The 18,267-nt window shown below is 37.4% G+C and carries 20 protein-coding genes and 1 rRNA gene; 8 read left to right on the plus strand and 13 right to left on the minus strand.

The window, feature by feature from the left end; genetic code table 11:
• Window positions 1-52: 52 nt before the first annotated feature.
• The 3 genes from H0184_RS13970 to H0184_RS13980 all read right to left on the minus strand — a co-directional run bounded on the left by H0184_RS13970 (window position 53) and on the right by H0184_RS13980 (window position 2,543).
• Window positions 53-607, minus strand: a complete 555-nt coding sequence (locus tag H0184_RS13970) for a GNAT family N-acetyltransferase (RefSeq protein ID WP_221826254.1) — start codon at window positions 605-607, stop codon at window positions 53-55.
• 29 nt (window positions 608-636) lie between these two features.
• On the minus strand, window positions 637-1,305 hold the full coding sequence (locus H0184_RS13975) for a phosphatase PAP2 family protein (protein WP_221826255.1): 669 nt from the start codon (window positions 1,303-1,305) through the stop codon (window positions 637-639).
• A gap of 152 nt (window positions 1,306-1,457) precedes the next feature.
• On the minus strand, window positions 1,458-2,543 hold the full coding sequence (locus tag H0184_RS13980; RefSeq protein ID WP_221826260.1) for an FAD-dependent monooxygenase: 1,086 nt from the start codon (window positions 2,541-2,543) through the stop codon (window positions 1,458-1,460).
• Window positions 2,544-2,921: 378 nt separating this feature from the next.
• On the opposite strand from H0184_RS13980, the gene H0184_RS13985 reads away from it, so the two are divergent.
• Window positions 2,922-3,071: a hypothetical protein gene (locus H0184_RS13985; RefSeq protein ID WP_221826262.1), complete on the plus strand. Its 150-nt coding sequence runs from the start codon at window positions 2,922-2,924 to the stop codon at window positions 3,069-3,071.
• An 83-nt stretch (window positions 3,072-3,154) separates the two neighbouring features.
• Here the strand turns inward: H0184_RS13985 and H0184_RS13990 are convergent, their stop codons facing one another.
• The 3 genes from H0184_RS13990 to H0184_RS14000 all read right to left on the minus strand — a co-directional run bounded on the left by H0184_RS13990 (window position 3,155) and on the right by H0184_RS14000 (window position 5,816).
• Entirely contained in the window at window positions 3,155-4,087 is a 933-nt protein-coding gene (locus tag H0184_RS13990; protein ID WP_221826269.1) for a D-2-hydroxyacid dehydrogenase, read from the minus strand.
• Window positions 4,088-4,112: 25 nt separating this feature from the next.
• Window positions 4,113-4,304 carry a hypothetical protein gene (locus tag H0184_RS13995; protein ID WP_221826271.1) on the minus strand — a complete coding sequence of 64 codons (192 nt, stop codon included), beginning with the start codon at window positions 4,302-4,304 and terminating at the stop codon, window positions 4,113-4,115.
• 66 nt (window positions 4,305-4,370) lie between these two features.
• Window positions 4,371-5,816 carry a DEAD/DEAH box helicase gene (locus H0184_RS14000; RefSeq protein WP_221826273.1) on the minus strand — a complete coding sequence of 482 codons (1,446 nt, stop codon included), beginning with the start codon at window positions 5,814-5,816 and terminating at the stop codon, window positions 4,371-4,373.
• Window positions 5,817-6,179: 363 nt separating this feature from the next.
• Here H0184_RS14000 and H0184_RS14005 point away from each other — a divergent pair, with 363 nt between their 5' ends.
• Window positions 6,180-6,770: a guanylate kinase gene (locus H0184_RS14005; protein WP_221826274.1), complete on the plus strand. Its 591-nt coding sequence runs from the start codon at window positions 6,180-6,182 to the stop codon at window positions 6,768-6,770.
• 209 nt (window positions 6,771-6,979) lie between these two features.
• The gene (locus H0184_RS14010) at window positions 6,980-7,429 is read left to right on the plus strand and encodes a S1 domain-containing RNA-binding protein (RefSeq protein WP_221826276.1); all 450 of its coding nucleotides are present in this window, start codon (window positions 6,980-6,982) and stop codon (window positions 7,427-7,429) included.
• 86 nt (window positions 7,430-7,515) lie between these two features.
• Here H0184_RS14010 and H0184_RS14015 read toward each other — a convergent pair whose 3' ends face one another.
• The gene (locus H0184_RS14015; RefSeq protein ID WP_221826278.1) at window positions 7,516-8,523 is read right to left on the minus strand and encodes a DUF3231 family protein; all 1,008 of its coding nucleotides are present in this window, start codon (window positions 8,521-8,523) and stop codon (window positions 7,516-7,518) included.
• Window positions 8,524-8,641: 118 nt separating this feature from the next.
• Window positions 8,642-8,917 carry a hypothetical protein gene (locus H0184_RS14020; protein ID WP_221826281.1) on the minus strand — a complete coding sequence of 92 codons (276 nt, stop codon included), beginning with the start codon at window positions 8,915-8,917 and terminating at the stop codon, window positions 8,642-8,644.
• 287 nt (window positions 8,918-9,204) lie between these two features.
• On the opposite strand from H0184_RS14020, the gene H0184_RS14025 reads away from it, so the two are divergent.
• Together H0184_RS14025 and H0184_RS14030 are read left to right on the plus strand one after the other, a co-directional pair.
• Window positions 9,205-9,360, plus strand: a complete 156-nt coding sequence (locus H0184_RS14025) for a hypothetical protein (RefSeq protein WP_221826282.1) — start codon at window positions 9,205-9,207, stop codon at window positions 9,358-9,360.
• On the plus strand, window positions 9,361-10,785 hold the full coding sequence (locus H0184_RS14030) for a purine-cytosine permease family protein (protein ID WP_221826288.1): 1,425 nt from the start codon (window positions 9,361-9,363) through the stop codon (window positions 10,783-10,785).
• A gap of 129 nt (window positions 10,786-10,914) precedes the next feature.
• On the opposite strand, the gene H0184_RS14035 is transcribed toward H0184_RS14030, so the two are convergent.
• Both H0184_RS14035 and H0184_RS14040 read right to left on the minus strand, forming a co-directional pair.
• Complete coding sequence (locus H0184_RS14035) at window positions 10,915-11,706, minus strand: HAD family hydrolase (protein ID WP_221826290.1); 792 nt, start codon at window positions 11,704-11,706, stop codon at window positions 10,915-10,917.
• A 304-nt stretch (window positions 11,707-12,010) separates the two neighbouring features.
• Complete coding sequence (locus H0184_RS14040; RefSeq protein ID WP_221826292.1) at window positions 12,011-12,526, minus strand: DIP1984 family protein; 516 nt, start codon at window positions 12,524-12,526, stop codon at window positions 12,011-12,013.
• Window positions 12,527-12,733: 207 nt separating this feature from the next.
• On the opposite strand from H0184_RS14040, the gene H0184_RS14045 reads away from it, so the two are divergent.
• From H0184_RS14045 to H0184_RS14055, 3 genes are all read left to right on the plus strand, one after another.
• Window positions 12,734-14,470, plus strand: a complete 1,737-nt coding sequence (locus tag H0184_RS14045; RefSeq protein ID WP_221826294.1) for a sensor histidine kinase — start codon at window positions 12,734-12,736, stop codon at window positions 14,468-14,470.
• A 1-nt stretch (window position 14,471) separates the two neighbouring features.
• Window positions 14,472-15,203 carry a LytR/AlgR family response regulator transcription factor gene (locus H0184_RS14050; protein ID WP_221826295.1) on the plus strand — a complete coding sequence of 244 codons (732 nt, stop codon included), beginning with the start codon at window positions 14,472-14,474 and terminating at the stop codon, window positions 15,201-15,203.
• A gap of 165 nt (window positions 15,204-15,368) precedes the next feature.
• Window positions 15,369-16,817, plus strand: a complete 1,449-nt coding sequence (locus tag H0184_RS14055) for a carbon starvation CstA family protein (protein ID WP_221826297.1) — start codon at window positions 15,369-15,371, stop codon at window positions 16,815-16,817.
• A gap of 58 nt (window positions 16,818-16,875) precedes the next feature.
• Here the strand turns inward: H0184_RS14055 and H0184_RS14060 are convergent, their stop codons facing one another.
• The 3 genes from H0184_RS14060 to rrf form a co-directional block, all read right to left on the minus strand.
• Window positions 16,876-17,568 carry a BsuPI-related putative proteinase inhibitor gene (locus H0184_RS14060; protein WP_221826299.1) on the minus strand — a complete coding sequence of 231 codons (693 nt, stop codon included), beginning with the start codon at window positions 17,566-17,568 and terminating at the stop codon, window positions 16,876-16,878.
• A gap of 172 nt (window positions 17,569-17,740) precedes the next feature.
• Window positions 17,741-17,890: a YpzG family protein gene (locus H0184_RS14065; protein WP_221826301.1), complete on the minus strand. Its 150-nt coding sequence runs from the start codon at window positions 17,888-17,890 to the stop codon at window positions 17,741-17,743.
• A 165-nt stretch (window positions 17,891-18,055) separates the two neighbouring features.
• Window positions 18,056-18,172: ribosomal RNA gene (gene rrf, locus H0184_RS14070) — 5S ribosomal RNA — on the minus strand.
• Window positions 18,173-18,267: the final 95 nt, after the last annotated feature.

Raw genomic sequence — 18,267 nt, forward strand, 5'->3', positions numbered from 1 at the left:
ACTGTAATAATGCAGGTATTACCATTATTCTACAGTTTCCAAACAGACGAGACTAGACTAATTTGTAGGATTCTTTATGAAAAGATGCCATAAATTTAAGACAATCTTCTCCATTTAATGGCGTAGCAGTTTTACCTTTAAGGTTAAGGATCATTGCCATATAGTTTTGCGGCCCCCACTTGTAACAATGCTTATAATCATCTAATAACTGAAATCCACATTTTTCCCAGAAATGAATTCTTGCAAGATTTCCAGGCGTTTCATCACATTCTACTTCAACTAAAATACGATTGTATTGAGGCTCTGAACGTGCCCATTCCTTTATATAATCAAAAAATTCTTTTCCTATTCCTTGCCCTCGCATATCTTTATGAACGGCAAAATAGTCAAGTACTAATACTCTCGAATTAGGTATTGTACCCGTCAGTGCCATTGCTTGAACCTTATCCTCTTCCATTAATACATGAAGCGCACTCAGGCCCCTTGCAAACATATTTCGGATAATCTTTTCTGGCTTGGTTGCATGCTCTCCAAAAGCCACATTATAAATATTTCTGGTCTTTTGCCACAGGTCTTCATCCCATTGTTTCGTTGTTATGAATTTCATTAGTTCTTGTTCCCTTTGCTATAAGTATTTTAGGATCTTTTTAGCATCCTGCTTGCGAGTTGCGGCTGTCGCTCCACATACCATTGGAAGAACCAAATGGATGCGGCAATCAAAAAACCACTCGCAAAATATCCGCCGATAATATCACTAGGATAGTGAACACCTAAATATATCCTGCTTATCCCGATCATGAATACGACAAAAGCGCTAAAGAGAATTAAAATAGTACGGCCGCTTCGATTAAATATATGACGCCAAAGCAAAAACGTTAAGATACCATAAACCGTAAAGGCATTCATAGCATGACCACTTGGAAAGCTGTATCCGCCTATTTCAATTAATCGATGCAAATCAGGGCGCGCTCTTTGGAAGATTTCTTTAAGCAATAGGTTTAGTAACGGGGATCCCGCAACAACAGCGATAAATAATATCAGCTCTCTCCGGTGGTGCAGTACCTTATAAAGAAAAAAGATAATAACAAGGCATAAAATAATCACAGCTTGAGTTGACCCAACAACAGTAAAAAACTTCATGATGGTTGTTAGGAGCGGGGACTCTAGTGATTGGACAGCACCAATGATAGTATGATCAAAATCAACAATCATCTCTGCTCTAATTAGAATTGCCACAATACCAAAAGCCAGGAGCGAAAACAAACTAATAATAAAAGCACGCGTAAGCTGAAACTTCGAATTCATAATCTTAACCCCTTCAGATTCGATAAACATATAATTTCCCAATCAACCAATTCCTACTACGACTACTCAGCTTAAACTAACAAAAAAGGCACCAAATATACAAAAAACGCTGCATAAGCAGCGTTTTTTGTATATTTGGTGCCTGTCACCCGTTAAGCAAATTTCTCTAATAGGGATGTTTCTTGTTTTACTTGCATGATTTGTTGGGTTTTGATTTCATTTCTTCTGTTCATTTCAAATATTTTTAGATGCTCTGATTTGATTTTATTTTCTATCAATAACTCTGTAAGGATTGGTGCAAGGATGTGAGCGTCTTTCATTCCACAATTTATTCCGATTGCGCCGGTTGGTGTCATTGTATGCGCCGCGTCGCCTATTAGGATTAATCCATCCTCTACCCAGGTTTCACACCGAGAGCTTTGTACCTTCAAGCATACAAAATCGTTCCAAGATAAAAGATGCTCATTAACACTATCCTCAAGTTCTGGAAAGCTCTCGATCAATGGTTCCAGGAATGGCTGAATGGAACCTTTTCTTAGGGTTGGAAAAGACCCCTCTGCAATATTCCAGCCTATTTGGATAAATCCTCCCGTTTGGGAAAATAACGCTAATTGATGACCATTGACGAGTGCCATTCTTGTTGTTGGTTCCCATCCTGCGGGGGCGGGAATTTTGGCCCACAATACATCATATCCATGGGTCAATTCGATTGTAGGGATTTTCGCAAGTTTACGAACTGTTGAATACCTGCCATCTGCACCAATTGTCACCTTGCTTGAAATGGAGATCTCTTCCCCATTCTTTATTGCTTTTACTCCGGTATAGAATCCTTGGTCATCCTGAATCAATTCTTTCACAGTTGTATTAAATAAAAGTTGAAAGTTATTATTTTCTTCGGATTCTTCAATAATCGCTGTAAGTAAATGAGCTTGAGGCACATGAATACCAACGTGATCTTCATGGTTTTTTGGTGTAATGCTATTTACAATATTTCTGCCAGCAAAGTATTCTACTTTTTTCATTTTTAGAATACCCAGCTCTTCTATTCTCTCAAATAATTGATGTTCTTTTAGAATTGCTTCTGTTTCAGCGTTTATGTGTTCGCCTCTAAATTGACGATTAACTCCAGCAGATCGTTCAATAATGATGGTTGATACACCGTTTTTAGCTAATAAATGTCCAAGTAAGGTTCCTGCAGGTCCGCCGCCAACGATACAAACATCTGCTTGTAAGTTCATATAACCCACCTTCTAGTGTTGTTTTATTTAATCTATCTATCTATTAGAAATGTTATTTTCATTAATTTATTTTGTTTCACATAGTTTCTCAATAAGAAAAAAAGTTAAGTATAGCGTAACAAAATTAATTCAAATGGTCAATTACTTCTTTTATTGCACTTATTAATACTAGTATAATTTTCTATCTTTGGTAAGATGGTATTCCTTGAGAGGTGAATATTTTTAATTATTTGTAAATTTTACTTCAAATTGTTTGAAGTTATATAAAGATGACGTTAATGATTGTTAAGAGATGGAAAATTTAATCTATTTTTTTCAAAAAGCCTGTATGATAACCCTGTAGTACAAAATCGCAAGCATTCAAGGAGGAATTTTCAAATGAAAAGTTTCAAAACTTGGTTAGTTGCTTTGATGTCAGTTTTTATGCTACTGGGAGTTGCAACTGGATGTAGCGATAACGGAAATGATGATACAGAAACAGAAGAAACCGAACAAAATGAAGAAGGTACAGAAGAAACTGAGGAATAGGATTTAAAACCCAAGCAATAGGTAATAAAAAACAAGGCGGCAAAACCGTCTTGTTTTTTAACATCAATGTTAGGTTTTCGATCCTAATAGCCTTTTTTTGTATCAACTTTATTGGTAAGATGCCTGTTTTCATCTATGTTTTTTAGTGTTTCAAGGAAACAAGCTGCCCCTTCTTCTGGTGTGGTCACTGCAGAAATATGTGGTGTAATTTGAACTCTTGAGTTATTCCAGAATGGATGGTTTTCTGGAAGCGGCTCATGCGCAAAGACATCAAGGACAGCAAATCTTACTTGGTTCTCAGCCAAAGCTTGCAGTAAAGCTTCTTCATCTACGGAAGCCCCTCTTCCCACATTAATAAACCCTGCATTTGACAATTGATTAAAGATAGTATGATTAAATAATTTTTCCGTCTTCCCTGTCAATGGCAGCGTGTTAATGATGTAGTTCATTTCTGATAATCGCGAAAAGTGTGAATCCAGTGTCAAGACCTCTTTAAAATAATCTTTGTTAGTACCACTTAAAGATACCCCAAATACACCTACCCCTATTGAGGAAAAAACCTTTGCTATCATTTGACCTATTTCGCCTGTTCCATAGACAAGAACCTTTTGATCACCCATTAATTTTGGTGTCCACTGCTCCCATTTTTTTCGCTGCTGTTGTTTTTGAAAGGAGTCATGTAACTGTAAATCACCTAAAATGTAGCTTAAGCTATATTCTGCAATCCTCTGCCCAAAAGAGCAAATCGTTCTTGTTAATAATACTTCCTCGTTCCAATTCTTCTTATGTAAAAAACGGTCAACCCCTGCTCCAAGCGAATGAACCCATTTTACTGTGCTGTAATCATAATCAGCTTTTAGATTAAACGAGACTAGTGCCTCTGCCCAGTTTAATTCATCTTGTGACAGCTCTTCCTCGGGTATAAACTGAAAAGCTTTATGCGGGGCTTTCTCTTCAATTAATAATTTAAGTTCTTTATACATTGGACTGACCACTAAAATATTCTGTATATTCATGTCCTTCCTCTCCCTTTAAAAAAACTTACTCTTTTGGCGCATCGAGAGCTTGATAGGCTGTTTGAAATTTTCCGCCGTCAGCTACTTCTGAATGATACAAAGCCTTTAGAGCAAAATTTTTCTCAAGATCATGTTCATTAATCAACTCTTTTAAATGCTGCTGCAATTCTCTATTTTCTTTAACTAACTGCTTCATTTGTGATTTAAAATACTTCATTTAATCGTCATTCTCCTCTTTTATGATAAAAATAGGGACGAAATAATCGTCCCAATTCTTAATTCATTATTTTAATGCCTTGCTCACTTTAAGTTTTTTTCCTTTAACAGTGGTATTTTCCATGGCCTGCAGTACTAAAGCGCCTTTTCCATTCAGAATATCAACATAGGATAAGTTGTCCTGGATGGTGATAATACCAATGTCCTCCGCGGTTACACCCGGAATATTTGAAATCGTCCCAACGAAATCAACTGCACGGAGTTTTTTCTTTTTCCCGCCGCTGAAATGAAGCTTGGTAATATCTTTGTTAATTCGTGCTGTTTTATTATTTCTGACAACTCTCCTGCCGCTGAGCTTTTCTTCGAATGCTGCCTTTCCACTCGTGACTTCATCCTGAGTTGGAGCGTCCATTACAGGAATTTCGAAGCCAATGTATCTTTCAATCCCCTTAAGGAATTTTCCTTCATACGGAGTTGCAAAGGTAATCGCTTTACCTTTGTTACCAGCTCTTCCTGTTCTTCCCGTACGATGAACATAGCTCTCTTTTTCCATCGGGACATCATAATTTATAATCAATGTCACATTATCAATATCAATTCCTCTTGCCGCAACGTCTGTTGCAACAAGATAACGAAAATTCCCCATTTTAAAGCCATCCATTACACCAAACCGATCCTCTTGTTCCAGCCCGCCATGTAATCTTTCACAAGAATAATTCGCATTTTCCAATTCTGAATAAACAGTATCTACGTTTTCTTTTGTACGGCAAAAAATGATACAGCTGTCTGGATTTTCAACCACTGTTACATCTTTCAAAAGTGAAAGCTTATTTTCATCCTTCACCTCGATAACACCATGCTCAATGGAATTTGTTGTAAGGCCAGTTGAAGCAATCTCAACATGTACCGGATTCTTCATATATTGATGGCAGAGTGCTTCAACATCTTTAGGCAGGGTTGCTGAGAATACCATGGTTACTCGGTCCTCTGGAAGTTCTTTGATAATAGCTTCAACTTCATCAATAAAGCCCATATTTAACATTTCGTCAGCTTCATCGATAATTAAATATTTTATCTTATCTAATTCGAGTGTACCTCTTTCAATATGGTCCATGGTTCGACCAGGAGTACCGACCACGACATGTGTTTTTTGCTTTAATTCTTCCTTTTGCTTTGAGAAAGGTTCCTTCCCATAAACAGCCGTCGCTTTAATCCGTTTGAACCGGCCAATATTTGTGACATCTTCACGGACCTGGACAGCAAGCTCGCGAGTAGGTGTAAGGATTAACGTCTGTGGTTTTTTCTCCTCCCACTCCATCATCTCGCAAATTGGAATCGCAAATGCAGCAGTTTTGCCGCTGCCTGTTTGTGATCTGACCACCAAATCCTGCTTCTCTAGTGCCTTGGGAATGACTTCTTTTTGTACTTCTGTAGGACTATCATATTTTAAGACATCAAGTGCCCTTCTGATTTCCTCGCTTAATTGATAATCCTTAAAATTTATTTCACTCATGTTGTACCTCATTTATTTGTATTATCCAACTTCTATATAGGATTTCTCTGAAAGAAATAACATATGCAAAATCTGAATATGTTCATTATACTTGAAATACAACACAGTTCGACATTTTATTTTAAAGTATTGTTACACTACAGCTTTACAACACCACAGAGAAACGATACAGTAATTTTAAAAGCTGCATTACGGATAAGTGAGCAACTCTAATTAAAAAACAGAAAAGTCAAATTTTAATTAAAAATCTGTTATAATAGAAATATCCTGCTTCAAGGATATTATAGATCACTCACTGGACAGCAATTTCATACATCTGTGGATCTCTTTTTTATTTACTATATTTTTTTCAGGAGGTAATCTATGTATAAAATCAAAGATAAGGAAAAGCTTTTCATTTACACTGGACCCGATGGTTCTGGAAGAAAAACCATTGCCAAGATGGTTGCGACCGCGTTTGATATGGAAACTGTCCTCTCTTACACGACTCGTTCTCCACGTCATTATGAACAAGATGGCGTTGACTACCATTTTGTTACAGAAGATACCTTCAACCAGATGAAAGACAACCAAGAATTTTTAGAGTCTGTGGATATCGACGGAATTCATTATGGGATTCGTGAGGATGATATTGTCAAGGCGTTTGAAGATCATAATCTTGTCTATCTAACGCTAAATCCAGAAGGCACTGAAAAATTAAAAGACATGTATGGTGAAAAGGTAATGCGCTTATTCATTTATTCTGACCGTGATACTGTAATCGAAAGACACCGAGCTAGAAATGATAAAGAAGAAGATATCCAACGACACTTAGCTCATTATGATGAAACGATGGAATATAAAAATCAATGTGAGCATGTTTTTGAAAACTATGATTCACCACAAGTTTCCTACCAGGTGAGTGAAGTGATTGAAACATTCCTTGATCAAAATAGAATTGTTACTGATTATTAAAAAAAAGGTCCATTTGTAGGATATTTTCCTATCAATGGACCTTTTTGACTTTTATATATTAGACTGAAACAATGTGACCATTTTTAAAAAGTTGAATAATAGAATAACATTTTTATCAAGATGATTAATCATATCTTATAACAGGTTGAAATTCTCTTTAATACAGTGTATAATTAAGTGTTGAAACCATTATTTAGGGGGAACTCTTTTTGTCGATCGAAGTAGGCAGCAAAGTACAAGGTAAAGTAACGGGTATTACTAATTTTGGAGCGTTTGTAGAATTACCAGGTGGCACAACGGGTCTTGTGCACATCAGTGAGGTAGCAGATAGCTATGTAAAAGACGTTAATGATCACCTTAAAGTAGGAGATCAGGTTGAGGTAAAGGTAATCAGTGAGAAAGACGGAAAAACTGCCTTGTCTATTAAAAAAGCAATTGATAAACCAGAAGGTCAAACTTCTTCTTATTCTCAGCGTCCACAACGTCAGGGAAGAGATAATAGGCAATCCAAAGACTTCCGTTCAAAAGGCGCTTTCAAACCAAAAGAAAATTTTGAAGATAAAATGGCTAAATTTCTAAAAGCGAGTGAAGAAAATTTATCCAGCCTAAAACGCAACACCGAAACCAAACGTGGCGGCAGAGGCGGCAGACGCGGATAATTATAGATAAAGAAGGCAAGCCTCATTTGGGCTTGCCTTCTTTTATTTCAGAGATGAGTGATTAAATTAGAATATATAAAATTGGATTAATTTTTGGCCAAATCACGACGATTCGCAGCCATAGGCGGCTGCTCCAGCCATTCATTCTCAATCATAAGATTAGCCCCATCCTCTGATAACTTCAAAACCTCCATATTAAACCGCGAATAATCGACAACCAAATCGGTTCGCTGGCTCTCCGAAATGGCAATCCCGTAATTGCCAATTCCCGCATAAATCATCAAACTAAAGTGAAACATCATTAATTTATCTGAAAATGGCGATTCTGTTGAATCTGTTACTTCCTGGTCATAGGCCATTGGAACAGGGAGTGAATCCATCTCTAAATAACTGCTCAATGCTTTTATTTGCTTTAGAGAAACCTCTTTCCCTCTTATAAAATATTTCCGGACTTTTTTTGACTTCGCTACCTGACTAAAAGCCATAGCAATGCTAGCACCGAGGTGATTTGTCAGGATATTTGCAAAGAGATTGTTAATCTCCGTGCCCGTAAGCGACTCCCTCCTGCCCAGCCCTTCTAATATAAATGATTGTTTATGAACAAATTCTAATTTTTGTGGATAAGGGATAACAGGAGGACGAATAGCTAATCCTTTTTCTAATAAAATGGTCGTTGCCTTTGTGTCTAGTTCAAGGGTTTCAATTAGACATTCAGAGTAAAAAGTGCGAATGTCATGTCGATAAACGTTTTGCAGCACCCTTCCGTAGGTAACTAATCCACCTTTGGCCATGTTCCGAATATATCTTAGGTAAAAAGTATCGGAGAATAAACGTTTTACCAGTAAATTTACATCATGTTCTGTAAAACCTTGTGGAATTTGAATTTTTTCCTTGGTAAATAATTCATGAATGAACTCAACATGTTTTTGAGATAGTTCAAGTGCGTGAGTGGTAAGTGACTTAATATCATCGTTATCCATATGTACAAGAAAGTATTTCAAAACACATACAGACATACTATCTGCAAGATAACTGGTCCATAAATAGGACAACTCAGAAGCTGTTAATGTAATACGAGCATGGTTAGTTTCCATAAAGAATTTCCTCCTATTATCTTCAAGCATAATATTTCCAGTATAGGAGGAAATTATTTACGGTATTGCGTAATAAAGGGGGAATTAAGGCAATAAAAAGTTTATTATTGGTGTGTTTTTACACTGGCATTTCAGTAATTGATTTATTTATTGCCAGTCTAAATGCCCAAATAATGTCCGTTAAAATGTCGGTCTCAACTTTAATTTCTCTAATATCCCAATATAGTTCATTTTTCCGATGATAATAAAATTTACCATTTGGATATTTCATAATTGTAAGGATTCCTTTAGGATTTTCTGTTTCCATCGTTAGAAAGTGTTTTTCTCCATCCCAATTAGCAAAAACTTCAAATGTTTTCAGAAAGACCCGTACCTCCCATTTACTCTTAAGCATGATATTCACTCCTTTTATATTAGTAAGAAGTGCCCCAGATACAGTTTTATAGTGTAGTTCTGATTATAGTAAAAAGAACAAGCAGCATTCAATCGTTTTGTAAGGTAGACTAACATGTTTCCTTATTTTAAAAATGAAATCTATAAGCCATGACGACCTTGCTTGGTTTTCCTACACTTCTCGGTCTCTATAGGTTTCACCAGACCTCATTTGAGTCCAAACAATTTTTCTTTTTTGAGAATATGTATATTTTAATTAACATGCAGTTTCCTTGGAGGTAATTTCACATGAAGGATAATAGAAATTTGCCCTTAGACGAGCGATTAAAATCCATAACACTAGAGGAAAATCAAGGTGGGGACCTTCAGATAAAGGACTATATTTATTATTTTCTGTTAGGCGGCCTCTTTCCAGGGCTCCTTCTTATTTGGGGATGGTATTAAGTGGCTGGTTCCGATCATCATGAAACAGAAAGTGCTCACCCATTGCTGCCCCATGAACGAATTTGGTGTCCACGAGATTTAATGCTGGTGTCCATTAGCACATCGGTAGCAACTTGGTGCTTTTTAATGGGCGGCTTTGTAGGTTATTATTTGAACTCAAAAATGGGAATAGCTGCACTTACAGCCGGTTCCATGATCGGGATGCTGTTAATCTCACTAGCTGTCATACCGGCAGCGGCAAAATACGGTATTGAAAGTGTCACCTCTGCCAAGCCTTTTTTTGGAAACCGCGGTTGGGTCCTCGCCTTAATCCTACAGTATTTATCCGTTATTGGTTGGAATTCCATTCTCCTCATATTCTTTGCTAAATCCGCTACCCGGATGTTAATAGTAACGGGAGTTATCGATGAATCCATGAGTTCAATCGCGATTGGTTCTCTTTCCATCCTGGCTGTCATAACAATTTGGTTACTTCTGAAACGTGGCGCTAGTGCCGTTAAAAATTTATCTGCTATTCTCGCTATTTTGATTATATTAGTCGGAATTTGGATTTTTTTTATGATTGTAAAAAACTTTGGTTTCCAAGCAATAATCACTGCAAAGCCTCTAGCACCATCAGGTAATCTTGTATGGAATTACGCTACAGGTATCGAAGTGGGTATCGTAAGTTTAATGTCTTGGTGGCCTTATGTAGGTGGTATCGTCAGGATTTCTCCAAAAACAAGTCAAACTACGATTCCAGCTATGCTGGGTTTAGGTTTGCCCGTAGCATTGATGAGTATTATTGGACTGCTTTCAGTTTTATTAATTGGTGACCCGGACCCTACTAGCTGGATGGTGGAATTGGGTGGTGTGGCCTATGGAAGTTTAGCTTTATCATTTATTGCATTTGCCAACTTTGGTTCCGCACTTATTGGTGTTTATATCTCCTGTATTGGGCTGCGAAATTTAGAAACCTTTAGAAAAAAATCTTGGAATCTTACCACCATGGCTGCTCTGGTTCCAGTTGGATTAGTAGCAGTTTTTATCCCAGAATTATTCTTTTTGAGGTTTGGTAACTTCCTGGCCTTCCTCGGAGTTTTATTCGCGCCTTTAGTTGGTATTCAAATCGTGGACTATTTTGTTTTTCGAAAAAAGCAGTTGAATATAAAAGATTTGTATAACACAAATTCAGCCTCCTCCTATTCATTCTGGAAAGGATGGAATCCAGCTAGTATCATAGCCCTTCTATGCGGTTTTGTTACTTATTTCTATCTTTTAAACCCAATAACATATGAATCCCGGATACCCTATCAGTATTTGACTGCCACATTACCTACTATGGCAATAGGTGCTATTGTATATTGGTTAATTACTCGATTTGTGATTATACCCTTAGGTTGGGGCGGTTACACAAAATTCACTTCTAAGAAACCGGAGAAGTAGAATTCTCATTAATGTCTAATGTTTCTTCATCACCCTCTAACTCTTTTCAAAGACAATGTATATAAGATGTACAATGAAATTAAGGCTGTCCGAAAGTCTAATAAACCTTTCGAACAGCCTTTTAGAATTTTATTCCATGTTCAACTCATCTAATAGTGGAAATAGCTCCTCTAAGTGATGAATTTCATAGGTTGGAATAACTTCATTTCTTTCTTTGTTGAGACGGTTAATCCAAACAGATTTAATTCCTACAGAATTAGCCCCAAGAATATCCGTCATTAAGTTATCCCCCACCATGAGGACCTCATCCTTCTTTAATGACATCAGTGACAATGCATGCTCAAATATTGATGGATCAGGCTTTCCTCTGCCAAAATCACCAGATATAACAATTTGGTCAAAATACGGGACCAGTTCAGGAGTAATTGATAGTTTGGTATGCTGTAAATCCGGCGATCCATTTGTTAATAGAAGCATTTGGTATTTTCCATTTAACTTATCCAATATTTCAAACGATTCCTCGTACACAAAAGGCAGGTTTCTGCGTTCTTGCGGGAATCTCTCCGCTAATTCATGACCAAAAGCGGCATCATCCACTCCCATAGTCTTCAGCCCTGCAGTCCATGCTTCTTTCCGGTAGCTAGGGACGATTTCTTTCATTTTTCTAAAATCATCATGATCATCTAAAAAATTCCCCCATAAGCCTTCAAACGGGTTGATCCCAATCATTTGAGTGAATTTATATGTTTCATAAGAGGAGTATAAATTTCTTGCAGCCTCCCGTACCGCTTCTTCCAGTTCACCGGCATCTATACCATAGCGCTCTTCTGCTATTTTACATGTCGCAGAAAATGCTTCCTTAATACTTCTTTGATCCCAAAGCAATGTATCATCTAAATCAAAAAAAATAGCTTTTATCATCTCCTGAGCCTCACCTTTCAAAAAAATAATATTTAACTAGTTTACCATTTTTTAAATTAAATGAATATTCTTTCACAAAATAAAAATAAATATCCCTCGGCCAAATGACCGAGGGATTCATAGAAGGAGCGTAAAAAACTAAGAGTTTGGTCGTCGACCACGATTGCACAAGGTGGTGATGGATAACAGGTAAAATTGTAATGGGTCATGGATGATTGGTTGTTCCCTTACCATTATCTAGTACCTTTGTACGCGGGAAAAGTCTCCTTCTATGCCTTGAAGCAGAGTCTCACCGCTTCAAGGATTAGAAATATTTCTCACTATCAAATTCTAATTCAATGGAATAGTTTTTCGCATTGATTAAGTTAGACAGGCGGTTTGCCTGACGTTCGACTTCAATTCCTTTTAACCGATAAGCTTCAGGGTCAAACGCTGCCACTTTCACCAATGAAATCATTTCTCCATAGGAAGGAAGATATTCTTCTTTTTGAGACGCTCCATATTCCTTGTATTTGCGTGCTTTTGCTCGTAACTGTGTTGCTAGTTCAATTGCCTCTACAATCGTTAAGGGTTCATTATTAAATACAATCTTGTTCTCGTAATTTGCTTGATACATTAATTTATCTAATAACCGAAAGTCATTTCTAATCTCTTCCATTTCATGCTCAACATCAGAAAGTGTACGGATTTGTTTTGGAAGTTTACTTCCCTTTTCAATCTCCACGAAAGCGACACGATCCATTTCTTCTTCCAGTTCATGAATTCTTTTTGACAATACACTTTTCAATTTTACCGCTTCTGCAAGAGAAATCTTAGACATTAATAGGCTCCTTTAGTCCAAACTATTATTCTTTGAGATTAACACTACATAAACTCTTTTTCAAATATTTAGTAATGTAAAATGTAATTTGAAAGAGTATTACAATTAAACTTAACAACCTAATTACTATTCCGAATATTCCTAATACTGATATAATGAGTAAGAATAGAATGGGTTGGTGACAGGCACCCATAAAGGAGCAATCCCATGTTAAATTTGTTGATTACCATGGTTGAACGGTTAGGTATTCTTGTGATGATTGCCTTTATTTTAACGAGATTTCCATTCTTTCGAGATATGATTTATCAGGAAACGTTAAACAGAAAGCAGCAATTAACGGCGATTGTTTTCTTCGGCTTTTTCGGAATTATTGGAACGTATTCTGGTTTGACGCTCAATACAGACAGCCTTGAAATCAACCGCTGGACTTCCGAATTGAATGCTGATGAGGCGATTGCCAATTCAAGGGTGATTGGTGTTGTACTAGCCGGTCTCTTAGGCGGCTATAAAGTTGGCTTAGGTGCGGGATTAATAGCAGGTATTCACCGTTTTACATTAGGAGGATTCACTGGGCTATCCTGTGGTTTTGCAACCATTATTGCAGGAATCCTTGCAGGAATCTTTCATCGGAAAAATAAAATGGTCAAGCTTGAATCCGCTTTTTTCATAGGTGCTCTTGCAGAGTCATTGCAAATGCTTGTCATTCTGCTCGTTTCCCGTCCCTTTGAAAAAGCATGGACATTGGTTGAAATCATTGGGATACCGATGATTTTAGCAAACGGATTGGGATGTGCTCTTTTTCTACTTATTATTAAGAGCGTTATCAACGAAGCAGAAAAAGCAGGTGCCATGCAGGCGCAAAAAACATTAAGAATTGCAGAGAACACCCTTACATATTTAAGAAACGGGCTTACTACAGATTCCGCAAAAGTTGTCTGTCATATTCTTCACAATGAAATGAATACGCGGGCGGTGGCGATGACAAATCTATCAGAAATACTGGCACATGTTGGACTAGGTCATGATCATCATCGTTCTGATAGCCCCATTCAAACTGAAATTACAATGGAGGCCATTGATAAGGGGGAGATTGTCGTTGCAAACCAGGATTCCATCCATTGCCGTGTTAAGGGCTGCCCACTTGGTGCGGCCGTTATTTCCCCATTGAAACAACGCGGAGAAACCATCGGTACATTAAAGTTCTATTTCCGATCCGAAAAAGAAATAACACCCGTTATTATGGAACTGATATCGGGACTAAGCTCACTTTTAAGCAATCAACTTGAACTAGCTGATGCCGACAAGTCCTACCAACTCGCAAAAGAAGCTGAAATTAAAGCACTGCAGGCGCAAATTAGCCCTCATTTCTTATTTAATACACTGAATACCATCTTGTCTCTTGTTCGGCTTAATCCAGCTAAAGCACGGAAGCTTCTTGTTTCTTTATCTCATTTCTTACGTCAGAATCTTTCTGTTACAACACAAAATATGACAACCTTGGAGCAGGAATTAAAACACGTAAAAGCTTACTTAGCCATTGAGGAGGCAAGATTCATGGATAAATTGAAGGTGGTTTATGACATTGAGGAAGAAGCCTTATTAGAGAATATTCCTCCACTCACCCTTCAGCCTATCGTGGAAAATGCGATTAAACACGGTATGAAAGATACGGAAGAAAATGGAATGATAAAAATCTCAATTCGTAAGCATAGTCTTGCAACCTATGTAAAAGTAGAGGATAACGGGATTGGGATGGATGAGGAACGCACCAGACAAATTTGCAAATCACCAATTTCCTCAGAAACTGGCAGCGGTCTTGCATTATACAATGTTAACCGAAGGCTGACAATCATGTATGGTGATACTTCGGGACTTCAAATTAAAAGTGAGTTAAATAAAGGAACGGAAATTGGGTTTTCTGTCCCTTTTACGGAGGTAAGTTAAAATGGAAACATCGATTCGAACACTGATTGTTGATGATGAACCCTACAGCCGTGATGAACTAAAGCATTTATTAGGTGCTTTTCCTTCTATTAAAATTGTCGGTGAAGCTGAATCAGGGGAATCAGCTATAATGAGTGCTCTTCAACTTCATCCTGATGTAGTTTTTATGGACGTAGAAATGCCAAAAATGAATGGAATGAAAGCAGCAAAAGCTTTATTGGAATTAAAAAAGGCTCCAATGGTTGTCTTTGCCACTGCCTATCCACAATTTGCTGCTGAAGCTTTCAGATATGACGCGATTGATTATCTTTTAAAGCCCTATGATGAAGAACAATTGCAAGAAACCATTACACGCATCGAAAAGAAATTCACCACCCCTACGGAACAGGACCCTGGCAGACCTTCAGGTAAACTCCCAGTCGAACGGGATGGTGAAATTATCTACCTAGAACCAAGAGAAATACTATACATTGTAAGAGACGATAAAGTAACCAAAATCATTTCTAAAAGCAGCGAGTTTGAGACCAAAATGCCACTCAAAGATTTGGAGAGTAAACTGATGGGCTATGGTTTTTTTAGAATTCATAAAAGCTTTTTAGTAAATTTGGAGTACATCAATCGATTGTCACCATGGTTTAACGGTGCCTATCAATTAGAAATTGAAGGAAGGAAAGAATTATTATCGGTTAGCAGGAACTATGTGAAAGCACTAAGGTCAAGATTAGAAATATAAATTATAATAAGTTTAACTATTCTAAATTTTATTGCACCTTAATTTACTACACGAGCATGATATTCTTATTTTTACACCTTTTAATCGTAAATCACCCATTTCTAGCTGTTACTCTTTTAAACTATTTATGTAATCGCATTCATATTTAAAAAGGGGGAGAGAAATTTGTATACATTTTTAGCAGGTATTGCACTCTTAATTATTGGATATTTTACTTATGGAAAATTTATTGAAAAAATGTTTGGTGTAAAGGAAGATCGGGCAACACCCGCCTATGTAAACAACGATGGCGTTGACTATGTCCCAATGAGCACACCTAAGAACTCCTTAATTCAGCTATTAAACATTGCTGGTACTGGGCCTGTCTTTGGTCCCATTATGGGAGCACTATATGGACCTGTTGCCTTTATCTGGATAGTCATTGGCTGTATTTTTGCTGGAGCTGTTCATGATTACCTCACAGGGATGATTTCTATCCGAAACCGTGGTGCACATCTGCCGGAACTAGCAAGTAAGTTTTTAGGAAAAATAATGAAGCATGTAGTAAATGCTTTTGCTGTTTTGCTCCTTTTGTTAGTAGGTACGGTCTTTGTATCGACACCAGCAAGTCTGCTTCACGTATTAATGGATGGTAAAATAGCATTAGGCTTAATTATTGGAGCGATTTTCATCTATTATATTGCTGCTACACTTCTTCCAGTGGATAAAGTGATTGGACGCCTATATCCATACTTTGGAGCATTATTATTAATCAGTGCTCTTGGCGTAGGAATTGGTATGATTGTAACAGGTGCACCGATTCCTGAATTATCGTTAACCAACTTTCATCCAGCTAATGCTCCTATTTTACCTTTGTTGTTTTTCACGATTTCATGTGGAGCGCTTTCTGGATTCCATGCTACACAAACACCGATTATTTCACGTACCACCCAAAATGAAAAACAAGGCCGGAAAATTTTCTACGGGATGATGATCACAGAAGGCGTCATCGCCATGATTTGGGCCGCTGCAGGAATGAGCTTATTCAATGGTTACAATGGTTTGAATGATATTTTAGCTGCAGGTGGCCCAGGAGCGGTTGTCAGCCAAGCCTCTACTGCTTTACTCGGTGCAATTGGCGGGACCTTAGCCGTTCTTGGGGTAGTAGTATTGCCGATTACTTCAGGGGATACAGCTTTCCGTAGCGCGCGTATGATTATTGCTGAATACATTAACATTGCTCAGAAAAAGTTTTCAAGCCGTTTATGGATTGCTCTGCCGTTATTCGTCATCTCAGCGATTTTAACACAAATAGACTTTAACCTTCTATGGAGATACTTTAGCTGGGCAAACCAAGCTACTGCTGTTATTGCACTCTTTGTAGGTGCTATGTACTTGTATATTGCTAGGAAAAATTACTATGTTGCGCTAATACCTGGTTCCTTCATGTTAGTAATGGTCATCACCTATATCTTAAATGCACCCATTGGATTTGGATTGTCGATGTCCACTGCTTGGATTGGCGGTTTTATCGGCGCTGCTGTGCTAATAGGATTATTCTTCCGTGCTGCTAAAAAAGCACGAGCAAATAATCTGCCTTTAGAAGATGATGTTACAGGCTGGAAGGCTGCTTAGTGGACTGCAAAATAAAGTCTGTAAAGTGAAAGTGCACACATTGCTGCGTGCACTTTTTTTATTCTGTTTCTAGTAAAAACTTTTCAATGGTCTTTTGGATATCATTTTCAGTATAAACAAAAGAAATTTCATTTCCCTCTCTTAAAGATGGCAATTGCCCTATAGCTTCTTCCGTTAATTGGAATGCCACCTTCTCTCCCTTAACATCCACTTCAACGGTATGGGGATCCATTTGCCCTACAAGTATGCCTGAAGCTTTTGTATACAACGAGTTTTCCACAAGTAAATCTGTTACCACCTTGGCCTCTTCTTCCGCGGCTGTTAAAAACACTTCAATCCTGTAACTCCCATTATAAAGATCAGAAATGGTAAACGAGTTTTGAATCTCTTGATTATTCTCCAAGTTCAACTTAGTGATGGCCTGTGTTGACATGACGTCATCGGAATACTGCTTTACCTTTAACCCTTTTTCATCATAAACAATAAAATCAGCCTGAAGCCCATTGGGAAACGATAGTTTTTGAGGTTCTCCCGATAAATTCTTTACTTTATAATTAATAATAACGGAATTATTTTTTTCTTTTATCTCTATGGAGGGTTGAAATTGTGCAGCAATCTCATTTTGTTTTGGGTTTTCCGTTAGGTTTTCTTTTTTCACTCCCTCTCCATTACCATTTGCATTATTTCCAGTACCACATGCACACAACAATCCAGCGGCTAATACGAGCATAACCATTTTTTTAAATAACATAAATGAAAAACTCCTTTTATTCGAATTACCTAAATAGTCGATTAAAAAGAGATTGGAGTTACACAAATTATTACAATATATTAGAGAGATTTTTTATCTTAATCAAAATTTACAACTAATAAAAAAGAAAGAAGACTGATTTCGTCTTCTTTCTTCTTCCCAGATGTATCCTTTACCACCTATGTGCCTTAGCGTTTGATTTAGCAATAATGGTATGCTGAGAAATTCTTGTTTCTCCATTTACCTGAGAACTAGCACGCTTAGGCCGTGTCGAATTCTTGAAAAACTTCAGAGAATGTGGATCCAAATTCTGAGTACTCACGAAGAATCACCTCAATAGTTAGGATAGGGATACTCTGACACGCGATATTACAAGAATATCAGTTATAGTATTTGATTAAGAACATATAAAAATACACATAATTTATAGCCAAATCTCAAATTGGTCAACAAGAAAACACAACCTTTATCAGGTTGTGTTTTTTATGCCTGGCAACATCCTACTCTCACAGGGACTTTCGTCCCAACTACCATCGGCGCTGAGAAGCTTAACTTCCGTGTTCGGTATGGGAACGGGTGTGACCTTCTCGCCATTATTACCAGACTGTTTTTGAGGTTTCATTCCCTCAAAACTAGATAATCAGAAGAAGTAGTAAAACGAGTTCGCTTTAAAATTGGTTAAGTCCTCGAACGATTAGT

Origin of the sequence: Neobacillus niacini (assembly GCF_019749295.1) — a bacterium.
Classification (GTDB): Bacteria; Bacillota; Bacilli; order Bacillales; family Cytobacillaceae; genus Neobacillus; species Neobacillus niacini_D.